The following is a 16,187-nucleotide window of genomic DNA, read 5'->3' as shown; positions in this document are numbered from 1 at the left end:
GTTCGTGTCGTGTCTCGACACCGCGCGCTCGCGGCCGGAAATTCCGCTGGGTTCAGCCGTCCCGTTCCGGGAACGTCACGGTCTCGGCCTGCGGGTCGACGCTTACCTGGCCGCCGACCGGGAGCGGGACGACGGGATTCGTATGGCCCCAATCGAGTCCCAGAACGACCGGTGCGTCGGGGTTGTATCGCCCGACCTCGTCGACGATGGCGTCGTACACCCGCCGTCGGTAGGACTCGCGTTCCTCGCGCGGCGGTTCTTCGAGGTAGCTTCGGCCCGGCGGCCGACCGACGAGAACGGCCGAGAACCGACCGAGGAGGCCGCGTTCGCCCAGACACATCAGCGTGGCGGCGATTTCGGACGGACTTGGGATCGTCTCGGCCATCTCGAACGCGAGAACGGCACCGTCGAGGTCCGCTGGGTCGGGGAGATACCGATCGGTCGCGAGCTGCCACTCGATGATCGCGCGAGAGCCACCCCAGATCCGTCCTTCGGTCGGTTCCGTGCCGCCCGCCCACCGCCATCCGGGGTTCGACTCGTACGTGGGCGGCGTCTCCAGTTCGTCGGGGTTCGTCCACCAGGTGCTCGGTTCGTCAGTCCACTCGGCGGAGGGCTCTAGGCTTCCGAGGGAGTCCTCGAAGAACGCCCGTCGGCAGTATCGCTCGGTGTAGTCGGGGAGTTCGCCGGGGACGGCGAGTTCGTTCATCAGTTGCGCCCCGTTGTAGGAGACGATACCGGCGTTCCACAGCGCGAGCGAGAGGTTAGTGTTGTCGCTCATCCCGAAGAAGCGGGTCGGGTTTTCGCGGAGGACCGCCGTGTCCAGATGGCGCAGTATCCGCAACTGGTCCCAGCCGCCGATAGTCGCGAAGACGGCCCGGATGTCGGGGTCCCGGAACGCGGCGTGGACATCCGCTGCGCGGGCCCGCGGATTGGCAGCCAGAAACTCGTCGCTCTGACGAGCCGTCGGGTAGACGACCGGGTTAAGGTCGAACGTTGACCGGAGTCGTTCCAGCGCGAGTTCGAAGACGTGCGGCGCGTTCCGCGCGCCGCCGCTAGAGGGCGCGATAACGGCCACCGAATCTCCGGGCGACAGCGCGGGTGGAGTGTCGAATTTCATCAGGCCATACGTTACCACGCTCGTAAAAGGGGTTTTCGACGGTGTGGGACGAAATCACAAGTTGTGACACAGTCGACGAAGGGTCCCTGCTCGCCGTCGCCGCGCTATAGGGCCATTGCGGAACAGTACGCGTGGGTTCGTGGATATATTCGAAAGGATCGAATCAAATAGAACTGCCTATCCGTTTTACTGATCTAATCGTACCGCGATCGTTCTGGCCTGGAACACGCGGGGAGAACCTTTGCCGGGCGTGTTCGGTACATATCACGGGAGAGACCGATTCCGGCTGTATTCGAGGCTACCCCGGCCAGTCCGACGGCATAGCGGCAGCTACTGCCGTCCGAGTGATTCGAATAAAAAGTAACCGAACGGTCCGATCCCGAGAGAAGGTTACAGTTCTACCTCTGTAAAACCGGCTGCGAGCGAAAGGCGGCCTGTTCGAAGAGTATTTGCCCGTGACGACCTCAAAACCAGATACGATGGCACTCAGCGCAAACCATTACGGCATTACGGTGTCCGACCTCGACCGCGCTGTCGAATTCTACCGCGACGCCGTCGGACTGGACGAAGTCGACCGGTTTTCCGTGTCGGGCGAAGCGTTCGCGACCGGCGTCGGCGTCGATGGTGCTTCAGGGGATTTCGTGCATCTCGATGCCGGCGAGACTCGGGTCGAACTGGTCGAGTACGGCCCGACAGACGAGAACGCTACCGCCGAGAACGTCACCCAGGCCGGCGCGAAGCATCTGGGACTCTCCGTTTCGGACCTGGACTCGTTCTACGACGAGTTACCGGACCACATCGACACGGTGAGCGAACCGCAGACGACGGAAAGCGGCACCCGGATACTGTTCCTCCGCGATCCGGAGGGTAACATGGTCGAAGTTCTGGAAGCCTGAATCGCCGTCGAGACGCCGCGGAGAATCCGGCGAGAGAGGTGATGGCCGAACTGTCCCTGACCGTTACGATTCGGCGTAGCTGAGGTTGATCTCGATCTCGTTGGTCACGCCGAGGAGCCGTTCGGGGAGTTCCTCGGTGAGATACGTTCCCTTGACACGGTTCGAGGGTCCGGAAACGCTGATCGCGGCGATCGCTTCCCCGTCGCTATCGGTTATCGGTGCGCCGACGGCGTTGAGTTTCGGTATCGACTCGCCGCGGTTGAACGCGACTCCTCGCTCCCGTATGCTCGCGAGTTCGTCGAACAGTTTGTCCCTATCAGTGATCGTCGCTTCCGTTTCAGCGGGGAGCCCGTACTCGTCGGCGATCGAACGCACGCGCTCTTCCGAAAAGGACGCCAGAATTGCCTTGCCTGCGGCGAGTTGGTGGAGATACCCCTGATTACCTTCGCGCGCGGGCGTCCGCACCGAGCGCGCCCCAGTCGCGCTGAACAGGTGGACGCTCCGACCGCGTTCGTGGGTTATCAGCCACACTTTCTCGCCTGTCTCGTCGGCTAACTCCTCGACTCTGTCTTTCCCTTCGTGAAACACCGACTGTTGGTCCCGAGCGTAGATCCCGAAATCAAGCGTCCGGAGGCCGATACGATATCCGTCGTCCCCTTCCACTACGAAATCCAGGTTCTCCAGCGTTTTGAGGTGACGGTGGACGGTGCTTTTCGCCATGTCGAGTTCGTCCGTCAGTTCGGGCAGCGTCGCCCCGTCCCGTACCTTGATGAGTTCCAGGATCCCGACAGCAGTTTCGACCGTCTTGACCGGGCGGCGTTGACCGGTCCCCGAATCTGTCGTCATAGGTAATCGATCGTTTTCCTCTTGCATAAGTCTATTCGAATTACTTGAACTTTGATCCGGTCGGTCTCGGGTGTTCGAATGTGACTTCCGCGTCTGTATACTCTGCTTCGTTCGCTCCGACAGGTGCTGTATCAGCAGTATCGAGCGGTATACTTTCCTGTCCGGACGCCTTTCGTAGTCTGATCTGTTTCGTTTCCGTTCTCTCATCCGCCCCTGTCCGTCCGTATTATTCGAATGTACTGGTGCCGTGTCCTTGTCTCTCTGTCCGACTCCGTCTCATTGCTGACTGTTGCCGTGTCCCAAACTACTATTAAAGATCGTCGCGGACTCTCGAACGATTATGGACAGTGATCAGGCGGTATTAGCCGACGATACCCCCAACGAACACGAGTTCGAGGAACTCTTCGAATCCACGTCTATCGGGAACGTCGATCTCCGGAACCGGTTGATGATGACCGGACACACGACGAACTACGCCAGCGGCACGGAGATAACGGACAAACTGATCGATTACTACGTCGAACGCGCGAAAGGCGGTATCGGTCTCATCGTGATGGCCTATCTCGCCAACCATCCGTCGTCGATGAGCGGGAGCGCGATCTGCGGGTGGGACGGCGAGACGATGGCCCCGCAGCTACGGGAACTGACGGACGCGGTTCACGACGAGGGTGCGAAGATCATCTGCCAGAACCTCCACTACGGCAGACAGATAACGAGTCTCCAGTCCGAGCAACCGGTGCTCTCGGCGAGCGACATCCCCGGCCCTGTAAACGGGGAGATGCCCCACGAACTGACCTCCGACGAGATCAGTGAGATCGTCGACGCGTACGCACGTACATCCGAAGTGATTCAGCAGGGTGGCTTCGACGGCGTGGAGATCCACTCCGGCTACGGCGGCTACTTCCTCTCGCAGTTCATCTCGCCGTACTCCAACGACCGCGACGACGAGTACGGCGGGAGTCTCGAAAACCGACTTCGGGTCGTCCGCGAGACGCTCGATGCGACGCGGGAGCGCGTCGGTGACGACTTCGTCGTTGGACTGCAGATCAACGCGAAGGATTTCGCACCTGGCGGGATGGATGTCGACGAGTACACCGAAGTCGCTCGCCGACTCGCGGCCACCGGACAGGTCGACTATCTGGTCGTGAAAGCGGGGACGTATCTCAGACAGGATTACATCATCCCCGATATGCAACACGAACAGGAGTTGTACGCGCCGCTGGCGAACCAGATCGCTGAGACCGTCCAGTCCGACTATCCGGACGTCACTGTCGCGACGGTCGGGCGAGTCACTGACCCGCGAGACGCGGACCGTCTCCTCGCGGAGGGGAGCGTGGATCTCGTCTCGATGACCCGCGGTCACATCGCTGACCCCGCTATCGCGAACAAAGCGAAGGAGGGCCGACTCGACGAACTCATCGAGTGCATGGGATGCAACCAGGGATGCATCGAACGCATCTACGACGGTGCGGAGTGTCGGTGCGTCCTCAACCCGGCGACGGGGTTCGAGGACGAACTCGGAATGGGGACGCTCTCACACACCGATGACCCGAAGTCCGTCCTCGTCGTCGGCGGCGGTCCGGGCGGGATGAAAGCCGCGGAGGCCGCCGCGCGGATGGGACACCGGGTGACGCTGTACGAGCGCGACGACGAACTCGGCGGGCAGGTCCGGTCGGCGAAGGAGATATCCAACCGCGAGGAGTTCGAGAAACCGATCATGTGGCTGGAGACGGCGCTGGAGCGAGAGGACGTGACGGTCGAAACCGGCACCGAAGTGACAGCGGAGCTAGTAGAGGAGCAGGACCCTCACGCAGTCGTCGTCGCGACGGGATCCAGCCCGCCTGATTTCCCCCGCGGCTACCTGAGCTTCGGAACTAGACGAGCGGACGTTACGGGGTGGGACGACGCGAGGATCCTCCACAGCCCCGACGTTCTCGGCGAAGGGGACGGCGCTGCGAGCGACCCCGGCGACCGCGTCGTCGTCGTCGACGACGGCGAACACCACTGGAAAGGTATCGGGACGGCGAAGACGCTCGCCGAAGACGGGTGCGACGTCCACTTCGTCATGCCGGGCGCGGAACCGGCGAGCGATCTGACCGGGCCGACCAAGTCGAAACTCCACGCGGATCTGTTCTCGCTGGACAACCCGGTCGACCTCCACACGTTCGCGACGGTGAGCGAGATCGAGTGGCCCGATGTCCTGTTAGAGGAACAGGGGCAGTCGGTGCGGATCGACGGGGTCGACAGCGTCGTCCTCGCGGGCTTTCACCGTGCGAACGACGACCTCTGGCGTGCACTCGACGACCGCCGCGTCGAGATTATCGGCGACGCGGCCGCGCCGCGAACGATCATGGAAGCGATCCACGAGGGCGAACGCGCTGTTCGAGAAATGTTGAACTAACACCACTATCGAGTTGGAAAAACTTGGCCAATTTTCCATATGGGCGTATACTCTGGCCTGAGAACGGAGGAAGTTTTATTAAGATACATTATGTCTCTCGAACTGTATGGGACACGTTGACTGTCATCACTATACGGCACGACGTAGTAAACAATCGCGGCGCTCGCTCGGAGGTCGATGAAGATGCTGTATCTGCTCGGATTTCCGACTCCCGTTCTGGAGATCTATCTGCTGCTCGCGGGGTCGGTGATCGCCTTCGCGCTCTACTTCGCGCTCACGTTCGAAGACGTCGACAGGACTGAGACGGCAGACCGAACGGACGGCCCGGAGGACGACGAGCAGGTTACGGAGGTGAGCGGATGACGGCTTCGTCGCTCGCGCCGCTTCAGACCTGGGGCGGCGAGATAGGAGTCGAATACTACTCCCAGACCGCCGTGTTGTTTCTCGTCATCTTCTCGCTCCTGATGATCGGGATCGGCATCGTTGCCTCCCGGTACCAGACGAATCAGGAGGAGTACTTCGCGGCCGGTCGCCGCGGTGGCCTCATCGTCATCGCGCTGTCGATGTTCGCGTCGATCCAGAGCGGGTGGGGGATGATCGGCGTGACCGGAACCGGTTCGCTGCTCGGACCCGAATACCTGATGCTCGTCGCCGCGGGGACGCCGTTCGGGTTCGTCCTCTCGTACTGGTTGCTCGGGCGGAAGATGCGGATGCTCGGCGAACTCCGCAACGCGATGACCGCCCCGGACGCGATGTACTACCGGTTCGAGGACGAACGGGTGCGTCTCCTCGGTATCGCGTCGGTGATACTCGGTAGTATGGGCTACCTCGCGGCCCAGTACGCGGCGTTAGGGATTATCGGGGCGCTCATCCTCCCGGTCAACTTCTTCGAAGCGTTGCTGATCGGCCTCGTCATCGTCGGTTTCTACACGGTCGTGGGCGGTATGCTCGCGGCGATCTGGTCCGACGCGATCCAGGGGGCCATGATGGTGATGGGAGCGATCCTGACGGCCTATTTCATCATTACGAACTATCCGGGCGGGACCGACGCGATGGTGAGCACCATCTCGACGCAACAGCCCGAGTTCTTCAACTTCACGCTCCTGGGGATGGACGGTATCGCCGGGATTGGACTCTTGCTGTCCGTCATCGTCATCCAGTTGACCGTGGCCGGACAGCCCCACGCGACGACGAAGTTCTACATGATCAAGGACGTCTCGCTTCTCAAGTGGGGCGCGCTGATCACGGCCTTCAGTTACATGCTGACCGCGCTGTACTGGATTGCTGCGCCGTTCGTCCGAGCGGGGATCCTCAGCGGGGAGATCCCTGATCCCGGGAACCCCGACGCGGCGCTGCCGCTCGCGCTCGTCGAGTTCGCGCCGGACATCGTCGTCGCGTTCGTCCTTACGTCGGTCATCGCCGCCATCATGTCGACGAGCAACGGGTTCCTCAACATGAGTTCGGCGGCAGTCGTCCACGACTACTTTGTCGAACACCTCGACCGGGACCTCACCGACGGTCAGGAGGTCCTGTACGGTCGGGTCACGACGATCGCCATCCTCGCCGCCGCCGGGCTCCTCGCGGCGACGTTCCCCGGGCTCATCTTCGTGCTCGGTGCAGCCGGCTGGGCTATCTTCGCCGCCGTCATCTTCCCCTGTGTCGCGATCGCCTACAACTGGAAGGGCGCGACCGCCGAAGGCGCTCTCTGGGGAAGCCTTACCGGTCTCGGCCTCACGCTCGTTCTGGCCTACGGCGTGGAGTATCTCAGCCTGAGCCTCCCGATGGGCATCCTCGGCGGTCAGCTTGCGATGGTCATCGGATACGTCGTGTTCGTCGCCGTGTCGCTCGTGACGTCGACGAACACCTACGAGGACCTCGATCCGGACATCCAGGAGATCATGGACCTCGGACGGACCCGCGGCGGCAGCGTCTCGTCGCGGCGGATGCCGGACGAACGTGCGTCTGACGACGACTGACGCACTCTCGGCTCCGTTTTCGACTGTCGCGTTCGACGCCCTGAACCGACGGATCGTCCCGCGGAATTGTCCAGACCGATGGTTCTTAGTAGAGCAACGGAGATGTATCACTCATGTCGTTGTACGAGCGGGACTTCATGGAAGGCACCCGCGGCACGCAGGCGGTCGACTGGGAGGAACGGATAGACGTCAAGCGTCTCCGCGAGGAGCGATACGAAAAGGCGCTCTCGCGGCTACAGGACTCCGAGATGGGGTCGATGCTCCTCGTCTCGGACCCGAACATCCGGTACGTCACGGGTCTGGCGATGACCGGCGGGTCCGGGGCGGACCACTACACGCTCCTCACCGAAGACGGAGATGTCGTCCACTGGGACACCGCAGACCACGCGTCGAACCAGCGGTTCAACTGCCCGTGGCTGAACGACATCCGGTACGCCTGCCCCGGTCTCGGTAACGTCCCGCGAGCATCCGGGCGCGACTCGGCGCGGACCTGGCTCAAACAGAAGATGGCCGACCTCGTCTACGAGGCGATGGAAGAGTACGGCGTCGACAAGGCTCCGATGGGCCTCGACGTGGGTAATCAGGGACTCATCTCCGCGTTCGAGAACGACGGCGTCGACGTCCGGACCAAGGAGTGCGTCGACGTGATGCACGACGCCCGGAAAGTGAAGACCGAGGACGAGATCGAGTGTCTCCGGATGGTCGCGGCCATCTGCGAGGCCGGGTTCCAGCAGATCGTCGACAACGCCAAGCCGGGCAAGCGCGAGTCCGAAGTCTGGGGCGACGCCGTCCGAGAGATCTGGCGACACGGCGCGATGGCACAGGGCGGCTACGTCACCTCGGGACCCAACACCTGGCCGAAACACCAGGCGAACACGACCGACCGGATGATCCGCCCGGGCGACATCGTCTACGCCGACTTCTACAACATCGGCTACCTCGGCTACCGCTCCTGTTACTACCGGACGTTCTCCATGGGCGAACCGTCGCAGGCGCAGAAAGACGCCTACGAGAAGGCGCGTGACGACCTCTACGACGTGCTCGAACGAATCGAACCCGGCGCGACGACCGACGAGATCTGCAAAGGGTTCCCCGACGAGGAGGGCGAGCACATGGACTGGTACGACGCCGACGAGTTCTGGCAGATGACGACCAACCACTGGGCCCACGGGCTCGGCCTGCAGCTCTACGAACAGCCGCTCATCTGGCGCGGTCTCTCGCCGGACCATCCCATCGAGATCGAGGAAGGGATGACGATGGCCGTCGAGACGATGCAGCCCGCGGACAATCAGGGCGTCCGCGTCGAGGAAATGGTCGTCGTCCGCGAGAACGGCGTCGAGATCCTCAGCCAGTGGCCCGTCGAGGAGATCACACAGATCGACTGCTGAACTGCGCGGTCTGTTACGCTCTCTGCCGTAGCTGTTTCGAGCATAACTGTTTCGCAGCTATCTCTGCTGTAACTGGTTCAGATAGCTCGCGTGGCTGTCTCGCGAACCCCTCCAGCGATCCACCCATTAGCGAACTCGCGACGACAAGCGCTGTTCGGTGTCTGTCGACGGATCCGAAGGGATGGAAGGCACATGATTTATAATACGGCGTAGCGATTAAGATCGTGAACGCATGTACAAGCACGTAGCCCTGCTCGTCCGCAAGGACGGGATGAGCCACGACGAGTTCGTCGACTACTGGCAGAACAATCACACGCCGATCGCCCGCGACATCGAGGGCGTCACGCGGTATCAAACAGTTCTCCCGACGGATCCGGAAAACGCCGAGTTCGACGGCCTCGCGGAACTGTACTTCGATGACCTCGACGACCTTCACGAGGCGCTCGGGAGTCCCGGAAGCCGGGATTACGACCCGACGAAGGAGGTGGCGGCCGAGGCCCGCGATGACGTGGACAACTTCCTCGACGTGCAGGAACGACCCCGAGTCATCGGCGAGGAGATCATCCAGAAAGACGAGACTGACGGCGATACGACCGACCTCTACAAACACTCCGCGTTCCTCGTGCGCCAGGACGGAATGAGCCACGAGGAGTTCGTCGACTACTGGCAGAACAACCACACGCCGATCGCCCGCGAGATAGAGGGCGTCGTTCGGTACGCGACCGTGTTGCCGACCGACCCGGAGAACGCCGAGTTCGACGGCATCGCCGAACTGTACTTCGAGGACAAGGACGCGCTTTACGACGCGTTAGGGAGCGAGGGGTCGCGCGATTACGACCCCGACCGCGGCAAGGCAAAGGAAGCACGGGAAGACGTGGACAACTTCCTCGCTCTGGAGAAGCGCCCACGGTTTATCGGGCAAGAAACAGTCCAGAAAGACGAGTCGTAAAATGACGGATCACGAGGCGCAGATCCGCGAGGCGTTTCCGGAACTAGACGGCATCGACGACGAGGTGCTCCGGGACAAGGTCGTCGAAGCGTGGCGTCTCGGTCTCGAACGCGGCGGATGGCAGGATATCTTCGACATTCCGTACGCCTGGAACATCCACGAGGTAACGAACGTCGAACACGTCCGCGGCGTCACGCGCATCGCCGTCGACGCCGCGAAACAGCAGCGGGACTTCCACGGCGCAGACCCGGACATGGACGTGGTACGGGCCGCGTGCTTGCTTCACGACGTCGGCAAATGCTACGAGTACGTCGACCACGTCGACGAGGAGGTCCTCGATGGGACGGACCCGGAGTACGCGACCGAGGAGATCCCGCATTCCATATCCGGGTACGCGCTGGCTCACGAAGTCGGCTGTCCGCTGTCGGTCCAGCGCGCCATCCCGCATTTCATCGGCGAGGTGCCGACGCGAACGCTGGAGGCGGAACTCGTCAAGAGCGCGAACTCCGCGTCTTCCAACGCTATCACGCAGGCTGCGATGGGGATCAGTCTCCAGGAGTGGGTCGACCAGTACTCGCAGACGCAGTGACGACGCGGCCGGTGCTTTGCGGTTTCGGTGACGTTTCCGTTTCGTCGTCTATCTCTTCTGTGGCAGTCGAACCGTCAGCGGGTGCGCCGCCGAAGCAGACCGGCCGCAGCGGCTTGTGACCGTGCGCACCCGCCCGGCTGACAGACTACTCGACCCAGACCGTCTTCCGGTTGACGAACTCCTTGATACCGGCCTCCGAGAGTTCGCGGCCGTAGCCCGAGTCTCCGATACCGCCGAACGGCACGCGCGGGTCGGACTTCGTTAGCTGGTTGATGTACACGCACCCGGCCTCGATATCGCGGGCGAGGCGCTGGCCGCGGTCGCGGTCCGCCGTCCAGAGGCTCGCGCCGAGTCCGAAGGGGCTGTCGTTCGCGAGCGAGACGGCCTCCTCCTCGTCGGAAACCTCGTACACGGCGGCGACCGGTCCGAACGTCTCCTCCGTATCGACGGGACAGCCGTCGGGGATCTCCGTGAGGACGGTCGGCGGGTAGTACGCGCCGTCTCGGTCGAGGGGTTCGCCGCCGGTCCGGAGCGTCGCGCCGGCGTCGACGCTCGCCGCGACCTGGTCGTGAAGTTCGGCCATCAGGTCCGGGTCGGCTTGCGGGCCGACGTCGGTCGCTTCGTTCATCGGGTCGCCGACGGTCTGGCTCTCGAACGCCGCTATCAGCCGGTCGACGTACTCGTCGTAGACGGCCTCGTGCACGATAAACCGCTTCGCGGCGATGCAGGACTGTCCGCCGTTCTTGTTGCGGGCGAGGACGCCCGCTTCCACCGCCTCGTCGATGTCAGCGTCGTCAAGAACGATGAAGGGGTCGTTTCCGCCGAGTTCCAGCACGGTCTTTTTCAGCGACTCGCCGGCGGTCGCGGCGACGGCCCGGCCCGCCGGACCGCTGCCGGTCAACGTGGCCGCGCGAACGCGGTCGTCTTCGAGCACGTCGTCTACTGCACCAGACCCGATCATGAGCGTCTGGAAGACGCCCTCGGGGTAGCCCGCTTCGAGGAAGACCTCTTCGAGCGCCTGCGCACAGCCGGGAACGTTCGACGCGTGCTTGAGAAGCCCGACGTTGCCGGCGGTCAGATACGGCGCAGCGAACCGGATGACCTGCCAGAAGGGGTAGTTCCACGGCATCACCGCAAGTACCGGTCCGAGCGGGTCGTGAACGGTCCTGACGTTCGACCCGGGCGGGCTCGGGTGATGGTCGGCTTCGAGGTAAGCGCTCGCGTGTTGGGCGTAGTGATCACAGACCCACGCGCACTTTTGCACCTCGCCGCGTGCCTGCGAGATGGGCTTGCCCATCTCGCGGGTCATCAGTTTCGCGTACTTGTCCTCGTTCTCGCGAAGGACGTCGGCGGCCGCCGCGAGCAGTTCCTCCCGCTCTCGCATGGGGCGCTCGCGCCAGTCTTCGAACGTCTTCACCGCGGTCCCGAGTTTCGCTTCGACCGCGTCGGGACCATCTTCTTCGTACGTTTCGAGATGCTCACCGGTAGCGGGGTTGATCGAATCCATCCTACGGTTACTTCTCGGATCCCGGCAATAATGTTTGCGCTCCGAACAAGTGGGGGTCGGACCGTGTGAGAGATCACGACCCCGTCGGCGACGCCGGCTAACGCGGCGATACCCTCTCCCCGTCTGGGATCAGTGAAACGAGACGCCCAGGTCGTGCATTCCGTCGTTCTCCATCGCGAGGTTGATCAGTAGCGGGGTCATCGATTCGACCTCGGCGCTGTTTCGCAACGAACCACCGTCAAGCGCTCGCAGGCCGTCGATCTCCTCGGCCAGCGTCAGGACTGTGGCCTTCGCGTCGTCGTCGTCGCCGGTGACGATGACGTCGAACCCGAGTTCGTGGTCGAGATCGGTCAACGCGCCGGCCGCGAGGTTCTGAAACGCACCGACTACCGGTACCTCGTCGGGCGCGGCGTCGGCGACCAACTCGGCGACGCTTCCGTGGGACGGCGGGTCGTAGTGAAAGCCGTCGTCGTCCCGGTCGATGCCGACTGCAGGCGTGACGAGGACGGTGTCTCCGGTCAGTTCGTCCGCGACGGCTTCGACGGTGTCCGAGACGTGATACGGCGGGACGCAGACGACGACCACGTCCGCGCCGGAAGCGGCTTCCGCGTTCGCCGCGCTTGCGAGGTCGGCAGTCAGGTCGTCGCCGAGTCGCTCGACGTACTCCTCCGACGCCGCGGCGGCTTTCTCTGCTTTCCGCGATCCGATGACGACCTCGTGGGCCGTGTCGCGCGCCAACCGAAGCGCTAGTCCTTTACCGATGTCACCAGTCCCTCCGAGTAACGCGATTCGCATACGGTACGCGTTCGGCCGCCGACGTGAATATCCTTCCTATTCCGGCAGGTTCCGATCCTGTTCGAGCGGGAACGCCGACGCCCCAAACAGTGGTATATGTTAACTCGTATATTCTTCGAATAACTCGGACAAAAATTGTAGTTATCTGTATGTATCGTCCCGGGGAAGGCGTTGTGCCGACGCCTCTCTCAGGGCTGTCGACCCCGATTATCCGGTCAGGACGCCTTCTCACTCTGCGTTACGGACTCGAAATCAGGCGATCGAGTCTCCGTTTTATTCGATATTTTCGAATCAGGCTGTCGTCGGCTACTGCGTTTGATACAGCCGAATACCTGCGGTACGGGGCGATAGACGGCGTATTTTCACGCGGAGTACGGGTTCGTTTACAGGATTATCTCTGTAATACTGTGTCCGATCTCGCGATGTCGTTCTTTCGGATCTGGGGCGGACGGAGCGGGCCGAATTTCGCCGTCTCTGCACGAAGTGTGCCTTCAGAACTATTATTACGGTCGATCTGCACTATTACGTATGGAAATCGGCACTGGGTTGTTCACCTGTCAGCAGCGGCCTGACGACGACCGGTCGATGGGTACGATCTATCAGGAAATGTTGACGCTCGCCCGAGAGATAGAAGACGCCGGGCTCGCGAGCGCCTGGGTCTCGGAACACCACTTCATGGAGGACGGCTATCTCTCCGGAACCATGCCGTCGCTCGGGGCGCTCGCCGCCGAGACGACTGACATCGAGATCGGGACCTGTATCGGACTCGCGCCGCTTTATGACTCCGTCCGCCTCGCGGAGGACGCTGCGACGGTTGACCTGCTCTCGGAAGGGAGGTCGACGCTCGGCCTCGCTATCGGGTCGAACCCGGACGAGTTCGAGGCGTTCGGCGTTCCGATCGAGGAACGAGCGGAACGCCTCGCTGACACCGTCGAAGTCGTTCGGAACGCGTGGTCGGAGGGACCGCTGGAGTACGAATCGGAGTTCCACGACATCGATCCGGACGTGACTGTCACGCCGAAACCGGAGCGGGAGGCCCCGATCATGCTGGGCGGTGCCGCAAAACCCGCAGTCCGACGAGCGGCGAGAACCGCCGACGGCTGGTGTGCACCGTCCTCGCTCTCGGTCGAGGGGGTCCGCAAGCGGAAAGAGGACCTCGAACGCGTTCGAGAGGAGGAGGGCCTCGACGACGATTTCACCGTCTACGTGCTTCAACACGGGTTCATCGGCGACTCGAAGGAAGACGCCTGGGAACAGATGCGCGACGGTTACTTCTTCATCCAGCGTCGGTACGCGGAGATATTCTCCGGCGAGACGGTCGACGAGCTATCCGACGAGCGGAAACAGGAACTGAAAGACCAGGCTATCTTCGGCACCCCCGAGCAGGTGATCGACGAACTCGAAACGTACCGCGACGCTCTCGGCGACGACGTTCACTTCATCTTCCGGACGTACCACCCCGGGATAGGCACTGAGACCATGACGGAGTGCATCGAACGCCTCGGTACCGAAGTCGCTCCGCACTTCGACTGAACCCGCGGTTCTTTTCGCTGTCGTTTCACCCACGGCCGCGGTGTCTCTCGCGGGCGGTCTCGACACACCAATCAGATCCCGAATTATATCTGTATACCTTATATTTCGCCGCCTCTGCCCTCGTCGATGATTTCTCGTCGTGCCCTTTCGATCTCGTCCGCAGTACGCTTGCGGGACTCGGGCCCGATAGGCAACGTTTTTTCTCTCCGACCCGTCTGCTCTGTCATGGACCTGGAACTCGACGATATTGAACGGATAATCGAATCGAACGTTCCTGACGCGGACGCGAACGTAACTCAACCGCGCGGACCGGAGGACGACGACCATCTGGCGGCCGTCGTCGTCTCCCCGGCTTTCGAGGATCAGTCGCTCGTCGACCAGCACGAAATGGTGTACGACGCGCTCGATGACCACATGACGACGGACATCCACGCCCTAGAACTGAAGACGTACACGCCTGCGGACGCTCCGGAGTGATCCTCTGCCGGTAGCCATTTATTCGAGTACGCATCACTAGTGCGCATGGGATTCGAACCAGAAGCCGATCTTTCGGCCGAAGAAGTCAGCGAACGCGTCGACGCCGCCATCGAAGAGAACGACGTTGTACTGTTCATGAAAGGGACGGAACTCATGCCCCAGTGTGGCTTCTCCCGTCGCGCGCTCGGCCTGATCAACCAGTATCGGGACGACGTGGAGACGGTGAACACGCTCGATGCGCTCGACGAGTACCGCGCGGCACTCGAAGACCACAGCGGGTGGGAGACGATCCCACAGACGTACGTCGACGGCGAGTTCATCGGCGGAAGTGACATTCTGGCGGAACTCGACGAACAAGGCGATCTGGAGGACGAACTCCAGGCCTGAACCGATCGTAGCGTTTCGCGGTTCCCTGCTGTGAGTAGTTGCGACGGCCGCTCGTAGAGGATCACCCCGTACAGCTTGGAGCGAGTAGAGCAAGCATTGATGGTTACCTGCCTGTCTAAAGCGCACACTTATCACTATCCGAGAATTAATAGGCGCAGGGTTTACCGGACTGAGGTCACGGCTCGATAGTCTCCCCGCTGTCGGCAGAGTCGTGGATGGCTTCGATTATGTGCATATCCGCTAACCCGTGCCGGCCGTCAGGGTAGATATCGCCGTCGCCAAGCAGGCGGTCCGCGAAGTAATCGAACTCCGCCTCCATCTCCTGCTCGGCGTCGAACCCGTCGTGATCTACCGTGACTGATACGTCCCCTCGGGAGAGGTGCAACGTCGCATCGCCGTGGAACGCGGGACGCAGTTCGACCTGTCCCTCGGTCCCGGTGATCGTCAGTTGCGTGTCGGAGTGGGCGTTCTGACTCGATGTGGAGACCATCTGAACGTCGTCCTCGAAGGCGATCATCGTCGATGCCCGCTCGTCGGGCACCTCGGAGAACGCCTCGTGACGCGACGCCATGCGGGATTCCACGGCGACTGCTTCCCGCCGCAGGAGGTATCGCGCAGTGTTGATCGAGTAGATCCCGAGATCCATCACCGAAGTACCGTAGCCGCTAACGTCTGGGTCAAGCCGCCACTGGTCGGGGTCGGGAATCATCTCCAAGAGCGGCTGGCTGTTGTGGCCGTAGACGGAGACGGGATCGCCGAGGAACCCGTCCTCTATCAACTCGCGGGCGCGTCGAACCGCCGGGTCCGTCTGCATCCGGTAAGCGATCATGAGCGCCACGTCCGCCGATTCGCAGGCCTCCACCATCCGTTCGGCGCGCTCGACCGACGCCTCCATGGGTTTCTCGCAGAGGACCGCTTTGCCGAGGTCCGCGGCCGTCTCGACGTACTCTAGGTGGTACGCGTTCGGCGTCCCGACGTAAACCGCGTCGTACTCCTCGCTCGCCTCCCCCTCGTGGAACTCGTCGTAACTAATGCCTCGGGAGACGTCGTTTTCGTCCGCAAGGCGTTCCGCTTTGTCAGTCGAACTACTTACCAGTACGGTGGCCGTTCCGAGGTCCGATGACTCTATCGCCGGGAGTGCAACGTCTATCGTCCACCATCCGAGACCGAGCAGCGCGTATCGGATCTCTCCCTCAGTCGCGGTCTGCCAGTCCCGCGCGTCGTATCCGTCGATCCAGGATTTCATCGCCGTAAGTACCGTCTCGTTCAGTATAAATCTCGGGCCCCGCTGCCTGTCACCAAAAAGTGCGTTAGCAGTGCTTCGAT

14 protein-coding genes and 1 pseudogene are annotated in these 16,187 nt (G+C 62.3%); 10 read left to right on the top strand and 5 right to left on the bottom strand.

The window, feature by feature from the left end:
• Positions 1 to 52: 52 nt before the first annotated feature.
• On the bottom strand, positions 53 to 1,120 hold the full coding sequence (locus SM753_RS01800) for a S66 peptidase family protein (RefSeq protein WP_369335318.1): 1,068 nt from the start codon (positions 1,118 to 1,120) through the stop codon (positions 53 to 55).
• A 476-nt stretch (positions 1,121 to 1,596) separates the two neighbouring features.
• Between SM753_RS01800 and SM753_RS01795 the strand changes: the two genes are divergently transcribed.
• Positions 1,597 to 2,013 (top strand): VOC family protein, encoded by a 417-nt coding sequence (locus SM753_RS01795; protein WP_323190320.1) that lies wholly within the window; start codon positions 1,597 to 1,599, stop codon positions 2,011 to 2,013.
• 63 nt (positions 2,014 to 2,076) lie between these two features.
• On the opposite strand, the gene SM753_RS01790 is transcribed toward SM753_RS01795, so the two are convergent.
• A complete protein-coding gene (locus SM753_RS01790) occupies positions 2,077 to 2,859 on the bottom strand; it encodes an IclR family transcriptional regulator (protein ID WP_323190319.1) in 783 nt (260 codons plus the stop codon).
• 340 nt (positions 2,860 to 3,199) lie between these two features.
• Between SM753_RS01790 and SM753_RS01785 the strand changes: the two genes are divergently transcribed.
• The 6 genes from SM753_RS01785 (at position 3,200) to SM753_RS01760 (ending at position 10,162) form a co-directional block, all read left to right on the top strand.
• A complete protein-coding gene (locus SM753_RS01785; protein ID WP_323190318.1) occupies positions 3,200 to 5,260 on the top strand; it encodes an FAD-dependent oxidoreductase in 2,061 nt (686 codons plus the stop codon).
• Between the two features lie 183 nt (positions 5,261 to 5,443).
• On the top strand, positions 5,444 to 5,623 hold the full coding sequence (locus SM753_RS01780) for a hypothetical protein (RefSeq protein ID WP_323190317.1): 180 nt from the start codon (positions 5,444 to 5,446) through the stop codon (positions 5,621 to 5,623).
• Positions 5,620 to 7,236: a hypothetical protein gene (locus tag SM753_RS01775; protein ID WP_323190316.1), complete on the top strand. Its 1,617-nt coding sequence runs from the start codon at positions 5,620 to 5,622 to the stop codon at positions 7,234 to 7,236. The genes SM753_RS01780 and SM753_RS01775 overlap by 4 nt, the downstream gene beginning before the upstream one ends.
• Before the next feature lie 119 nt (positions 7,237 to 7,355).
• On the top strand, positions 7,356 to 8,624 hold the full coding sequence (locus SM753_RS01770; protein ID WP_135534757.1) for a Xaa-Pro peptidase family protein: 1,269 nt from the start codon (positions 7,356 to 7,358) through the stop codon (positions 8,622 to 8,624).
• A 232-nt stretch (positions 8,625 to 8,856) separates the two neighbouring features.
• Complete coding sequence (locus tag SM753_RS01765; protein WP_138797605.1) at positions 8,857 to 9,573, top strand: EthD family reductase; 717 nt, start codon at positions 8,857 to 8,859, stop codon at positions 9,571 to 9,573.
• Between the two features lies 1 nt (position 9,574).
• Entirely contained in the window at positions 9,575 to 10,162 is a 588-nt protein-coding gene (locus tag SM753_RS01760; protein WP_135534354.1) for an HD domain-containing protein, read from the top strand.
• A 145-nt stretch (positions 10,163 to 10,307) separates the two neighbouring features.
• Here SM753_RS01760 and SM753_RS01755 read toward each other — a convergent pair.
• Positions 10,308 to 11,672, bottom strand: a pseudogene (locus tag SM753_RS01755) (NAD-dependent succinate-semialdehyde dehydrogenase); the annotation flags it as partial.
• A 126-nt stretch (positions 11,673 to 11,798) separates the two neighbouring features.
• Positions 11,799 to 12,464, bottom strand: coding sequence for an NADPH-dependent F420 reductase (gene npdG, locus SM753_RS01750; RefSeq protein ID WP_323190315.1), 666 nt, complete (start codon positions 12,462 to 12,464; stop codon positions 11,799 to 11,801).
• Positions 12,465 to 12,992: 528 nt separating this feature from the next.
• Here npdG and SM753_RS01745 point away from each other — a divergent pair.
• The 3 genes from SM753_RS01745 (at position 12,993) to SM753_RS01735 (ending at position 14,861) form a co-directional block, all read left to right on the top strand.
• Complete coding sequence (locus SM753_RS01745) at positions 12,993 to 13,997, top strand: LLM class flavin-dependent oxidoreductase (RefSeq protein WP_135534351.1); 1,005 nt, start codon at positions 12,993 to 12,995, stop codon at positions 13,995 to 13,997.
• A gap of 231 nt (positions 13,998 to 14,228) precedes the next feature.
• Positions 14,229 to 14,474, top strand: a complete 246-nt coding sequence (locus tag SM753_RS01740) for a BolA family protein (RefSeq protein WP_323190800.1) — start codon at positions 14,229 to 14,231, stop codon at positions 14,472 to 14,474.
• Between the two features lie 45 nt (positions 14,475 to 14,519).
• Positions 14,520 to 14,861, top strand: coding sequence for a glutaredoxin (locus tag SM753_RS01735; RefSeq protein ID WP_135534350.1), 342 nt, complete (start codon positions 14,520 to 14,522; stop codon positions 14,859 to 14,861).
• A 175-nt stretch (positions 14,862 to 15,036) separates the two neighbouring features.
• On the opposite strand, the gene gfo6 is transcribed toward SM753_RS01735, so the two are convergent.
• Positions 15,037 to 16,107 (bottom strand): D-xylose 1-dehydrogenase Gfo6, encoded by a 1,071-nt coding sequence (gfo6, locus tag SM753_RS01730; protein WP_323190314.1) that lies wholly within the window; start codon positions 16,105 to 16,107, stop codon positions 15,037 to 15,039.
• Positions 16,108 to 16,187: the final 80 nt, after the last annotated feature.

Source organism: Halostella sp. PRR32 (genome assembly GCF_034808085.1).
GTDB classification, from domain to species: domain Archaea; phylum Halobacteriota; class Halobacteria; order Halobacteriales; family Natronoarchaeaceae; genus Halostella; species Halostella pelagica.
This window is presented reverse-complemented; position numbering and strand designations above follow the sequence as displayed.

What these genes read in the sequence shown, in the direction of transcription:
- SM753_RS01795 (WP_323190320.1), top strand. Translation starts at nt 1,597, where the DNA reads ATGGCACTCAGCGCAAACCATTACGGCATTACGGTGTCCGACCTCGAC.
- SM753_RS01775 (WP_323190316.1), top strand. Translation starts at nt 5,620, where the DNA reads ATGACGGCTTCGTCGCTCGCGCCGCTTCAGACCTGGGGCGGCGAGATA.
- SM753_RS01790 (WP_323190319.1), bottom strand. Translation starts at nt 2,859, where the DNA reads ATGACGACAGATTCGGGGACCGGTCAACGCCGCCCGGTCAAGACGGTC.
- SM753_RS01735 (WP_135534350.1), top strand. Translation starts at nt 14,520, where the DNA reads ATGGGATTCGAACCAGAAGCCGATCTTTCGGCCGAAGAAGTCAGCGAA.
- SM753_RS01760 (WP_135534354.1), top strand. Translation starts at nt 9,575, where the DNA reads ATGACGGATCACGAGGCGCAGATCCGCGAGGCGTTTCCGGAACTAGAC.
- npdG (WP_323190315.1), bottom strand. Translation starts at nt 12,464, where the DNA reads ATGCGAATCGCGTTACTCGGAGGGACTGGTGACATCGGTAAAGGACTA.
- SM753_RS01745 (WP_135534351.1), top strand. Translation starts at nt 12,993, where the DNA reads ATGGAAATCGGCACTGGGTTGTTCACCTGTCAGCAGCGGCCTGACGAC.
- SM753_RS01765 (WP_138797605.1), top strand. Translation starts at nt 8,857, where the DNA reads ATGTACAAGCACGTAGCCCTGCTCGTCCGCAAGGACGGGATGAGCCAC.
- gfo6 (WP_323190314.1), bottom strand. Translation starts at nt 16,107, where the DNA reads ATGAAATCCTGGATCGACGGATACGACGCGCGGGACTGGCAGACCGCG.
- SM753_RS01780 (WP_323190317.1), top strand. Translation starts at nt 5,444, where the DNA reads ATGCTGTATCTGCTCGGATTTCCGACTCCCGTTCTGGAGATCTATCTG.
- SM753_RS01785 (WP_323190318.1), top strand. Translation starts at nt 3,200, where the DNA reads ATGGACAGTGATCAGGCGGTATTAGCCGACGATACCCCCAACGAACAC.